The 4606-nt window shown below is 68.6% G+C and carries 3 protein-coding genes; 1 reads left to right on the top strand and 2 read right to left on the bottom strand.

Going from position 1 to position 4606, the window contains the following annotated elements; translation table 11 throughout:
- Positions 1 to 642, bottom strand: a 642-nt coding sequence (locus JO059_RS16015; RefSeq protein ID WP_293320378.1) for a lysylphosphatidylglycerol synthase domain-containing protein, incomplete at its 3' end; no start/stop codon positions are given.
- 150 nt (positions 643 to 792) lie between these two features.
- Between JO059_RS16015 and JO059_RS16010 the strand changes: the two genes are divergently transcribed.
- On the top strand, positions 793 to 1953 hold the full coding sequence (locus JO059_RS16010) for an AI-2E family transporter (protein ID WP_293320376.1): 1161 nt from the start codon (positions 793 to 795) through the stop codon (positions 1951 to 1953).
- A gap of 20 nt (positions 1954 to 1973) precedes the next feature.
- On the opposite strand, the gene JO059_RS16005 is transcribed toward JO059_RS16010, so the two are convergent.
- Positions 1974 to 4606 (bottom strand): MMPL family transporter (locus tag JO059_RS16005; protein ID WP_293320374.1); only part of this gene is annotated, 2633 nt, incomplete at its 5' end.

Here is a 4606-nt window from a genome sequence, read left to right as displayed (position 1 = left end):
CGCCGGCTTGCCCCGGACCGAATTCACCCAGGACAACACCCGGCTGCCGATCCCGTCGATCAGCTCGGGCCGCGACGCGACGGCCTGGGCCAGCAGCAATAGGGCGACGAAGCCGCCGAGGGTGAACAGCAACGAGAACGGGTTGTTCTTCGCGCCCAAGAAGAAGGCGCCGCCCAGCCCGAGCAGTGCCAATCCCACCGCCTGCAGCACCCCCGACATCACCAACTGCCAGGAGGCCACCACGGTCGAGGCGCCCCAGATTCGCTGCTGGCGCAGCAGAAATGTCGCCGACAGCACGGGCCCGCCCGGCAACGTGGTGCTGAGCGCGTTGGCGGCATAGAACGCGGCTTCGGACCGCAATTGCTTGACGTGCACCCCGGCCGATTTCAGCAGGGTGCGCTGAATCTGGGCGAAGCTGTGCATCGACGCCGCGGCCGCCAGCACCGACGCCAGCAACCACCACCAGGTGGCCTCGTACAGGCTCATCCAGGCTTTGGCCAGTTGGTGCCAGCCGAGTGCGATCTCGACGGCGAGCACGATCGCGACGACGCCCAGGACCACCCATCGCACCCACCCGTACCTGCCCCGCGCGCCGGATCGGCGGGGACACGTCCCTGCGGGCGACAGGTGAAGCTTGCGGATGGACGCTCCGTGCGACACGCGCTTTAGGGTAACCGCGCTGGTGGCGACCTCATCGCGGCGCAGCGCCGACCGTGTCGCGGAAGTTCCGGGGTCGTAACCGGATCGTGCCGGCCTCGCGGACCCGCCGACCCCGCCCGTTACGCTGACGAGATGTCAGCAAACGCCGACGAAGCCGCCATCGAAACCGCCATTGAAACCGCCGTGGAACCGCTTGTCCGCAAGGCCGCAGCATGGTCATGGCGCTTGCTGGCCATTCTGACCGCCGTGCTGGCCCTGCTCTGGATAGTGCAAAAACTGGAAGTCATCATCGTCCCGGTGTTGCTGGCGTTGATGGTCAGTGCGTTGCTGGTGCCCGCGGTTGACTGGATAGACCGGCGGGGGCTGCCGCGCGGTGCCGCGGTGGCGCTGGTCCTTTTTGGCGGGTTCGCGATCTTCGGCGGCATCCTGACATTCGTCATCATCCAGTTCGTCTACGGCTTGCCCGACCTGACCGAACAGGTGACCCACAGCATCGACTCCACCCGCAGGTGGCTGATCCAGGGGCCGCTGCATCTGCGCGGCGACCAGATCTCCAGCGCGGGCAACGCGGCAATCCAGGCGCTGCACAACAATCAGTCCAAGCTGACCAGCGGCGCGCTGGCCACCGCGGCCACCATCACCGAGCTGGTCACCGCCGCGGTGTTGGCGCTGTTCACGCTGATTTTCTTCCTGTACGGCGGCCGCAACATCTGGCACTACGTCACCAAGATCTTTCCTGTCAACGTCCGCGAGCGGGTGCGTGAGGCGGGACGCGCCGGTTACTGGTCGCTCATCGGGTACGTGCGGGCCACCTTCCTGGTTGCCCTGACCGACGCCGCGGGCGTCGGCACCGGGCTGGCGATCATGGGAATTCCGCTTGCGCTGCCGCTGGCTTCATTGGTCTTTCTCGGGGCCTTCATTCCGCTGGTGGGTGCCGTGGTCGCGGGCTCTCTGGCCGTCGTCGTGGCGCTGCTCTCCAAGGGCGCGGTCTACGCGCTGATCACGCTCGGTTTGCTGGTTGCGGTGAATCAGCTCGAGGCGCACTTGCTGCAGCCCCTGGTGATGGGACGCGCGGTGTCGATTCATCCGCTCGCGGTGGTCTTGGCCATCTCCACCGGCGGTGTGCTGGCCGGGATCGTCGGCGCCCTGCTCGCCGTCCCGACCGTCGCATTTTTCAACAACGCGATTCAGGTGCTGCTCGCTCCCGATCCGTCCGCCGAAGCCGAGAAGCAGACCGAGGAGGGCGCCGAGGCCGGGATAAGGGTCGAGGCGGAACCGGACGAACCCGAGTAGGGGCCAGATTCGGCAGAGGCCTACAACCGTCCCTCGCGACGCAACAGGTCTTGGGCGCTGAGGCCACCGCCGCCCCGGCGACGCCGGTCGCCGTTGTCGCTCTGCCCCCGGGCGTTGAGTTGCTCGGTGGCTGGCTCCGAGTCATCGCCATGGGGACCCATGGCCGGGATCGCGGCGGTCTGGTCGGGCTCTTCGCCGCGGGTGTCGCCGGACCGTTCGGTCGGCGGGGGCGCCGAAGCGGGGCGCGAAACCGGCCCCGAAACCGGCCCCGAAACCGGCCCCGAAACCGGCATAGCGCGCGTCTGACCGCTGGACGGCGGCGGGCTGGGCGGCGGCGGGCTGGGCGGCGCAGATGCCTCAGCGGCCCCCGGCGGCCGGGTCGCGGCGGCCGGCGGCGCACCACCCGGCCCGCGCGCGGCGGAGGGCCACTCGCGCGCGCCCGGGGTCGGACCGCCGGAAGGCCCGTCGGCGCTGGTGGATCCCCCCGGGACAGCCAGGCGCGCCGTGGTCGCTTGCGTCGGTTTGGCCGCCTGATTGGCAGCGGGGGTTTGCGCGGCGTTCGCCGCCGCCGATGACGCGGGCAGTTCTTGGGCGGGCCGGGCCTCGGGCGCGCCGGCCGCAGCCGAGCGCACTGGACGTGCCGGCCCCAGCGCACCGGGGTGCGTGGGATCGTGCGGTGCCCGCGGCGTCGCCGCAGCCAGGCTTGCCGCCCCTACCGGCGGCCGCGTGGACCGGCCATCGAGAGTCGGCCGTTTGCGCTCGTCGGGCAGGTCGATCTCACCCAGCCCGAGCCGGTTCTGCAGGCGCCGTGCCCAGCGCGGAGCCCACCAGCAGTCATCGCCGAGCAACTTCATCACCGACGGCACCAGGAACATGCGGACCACGGTCGCGTCCAAGAGCAGCGCCGCCATCAACCCGAACGCGAGGTACTTCATCAGCACCAGGTCGGAGAACACGAACGACGCGGCGACCACGGCGAGTACCAGCGCTGCGGCGGTGATCAGGCGGCCGGTGGTCGCGGTGCCGATCCGGATGGCCTCGGCGGTCGACATGCCGCGCTCGCGGGCCTCGACCATCCGGGACACCAGGAACACTTCGTAGTCGGTGGCCAGGCCGAAGCCCACCGCGACGACCAGCGCGATTAGCACCACCATCAGCGGTGTCGGCGTAAAGTTCAGCCACGTCGAGAGGTGCCCGTCGACGAAGATCCACGTCAGGATCCCCAAGGTGGATCCCAGCGTCAGCGCGCTCATCACCACCGCCTTGATCGGCAACACGAACGAGCCGAAGGCCAGGAACATCAACACCGTGGTGGCGCCGAGCAAGAGCACCAGCATCAGCGGGGCCTTGTCGAACAGGCTGTGGATGCTGTCCTGCTCGAGCGCCGGCGTGCCACCGACCAGCAGGCTGATGCCCTTCGGCGGGTTTATCGCCCGCAGTTCGCTGATCTTTTTGGCGGCGTCATTGCGGTTCGAGAGGCCGTTCTGGATCACCCGCACCGAGTCGTCCTTGGGCTGCGACGCGCCGTTCGGGCCGTTGCCGCAGGGATTTCCGGCGATCGTCGGGCACGGCCGCTCCTGCCAGGACTTGTCGGTAAACCCGGTGATCGGCGCGATTCTGTTGCGGATGTCGGCGACCTGCTGGTCGGTGACCTTGGTGTGGTTGTCGCTCTTGATCACGACCGTCAGCTGTTCGGTGCGATATCCGGGGAAAAGCTTGTCGAAGTGCTCCTGCGCCAGGCGCACCGAGTTGTTCGGCGGCAGGTACTTCTCGCTCATGCCCCCGAACGACAGGTTGCCCAGCGGGATGACCAGCAGGATCATGCCGACGGCGATCGGAACCGCAAACACCAGCGGGCGCTTCATCACGAAGTTGACCAGCTTGCCCCAGAAGCCGGCCTCGACCTCTTCGCGGGTCTTGGTCTTCTGCAGCCGCTCGGCGAGCCACTCGAGGTAGACACGGGAAACCTTCCAGTTGCGCAGGAAGGGCACCCGCAACGCGGTCCGCACGCCCAGCGCGTCGACGTGGCGGCCGAGGATCCCCAGGCAGGCCGGCAGCAGTGTGATCGACAGCAGCGCGGCGAGCCCGACGGCGGCGAAGATCGCATAGGTCAGCGAGTGCACGAAGCCCTGCGGCAACACGAGCAGGCTGGCGCTCGACGCGATGATCAGTACCGCCGAGAACGTCACGGTGCGACCTGCTGTCATGACGGTGCGCCGCACGGCGGCCTCGGTGTCGTAGCCCTCGGCGATCTCCTCCCGGAACCGGCTCACAACGAAAAGCCCGTAGTCGATCGCGATACCGAGGCCGATCAGCGAGACGACGGGCTGGGCGAAATAGTGCACCGGCCCGAAAATGGCGACGAACCGCAGGATGCCCAGCGCGCCCGCGATGCTCAAGCCGCCCACCATCACCGGCAGGCCGGCGGCGATCGCGCCGCCGAACACCAGGAACAGCACGACCGTGACCGCCGGCAGCGCGAGCACCTCCATGCGGCGCTGGTCGGTGGCGATGGTGCCCGTCAGCGCGTTGGCAATCGGTTCCAGGCCGGCGAGTTGGACCGTGCCGCCATCGAGCTTTTGCAGGTCGGGCGCGATGGCCTTGTAGTTGTTGAGGATGGTGTCGTCGTCGTCGCCCTTCAGCGGGATCGACA

It is taken from the genome of Mycobacterium sp. (genome assembly GCF_019247615.1).
Lineage (GTDB): Bacteria > Actinomycetota > Actinomycetes > Mycobacteriales > Mycobacteriaceae > Mycobacterium.
This window is presented reverse-complemented; position numbering and strand designations above follow the sequence as displayed.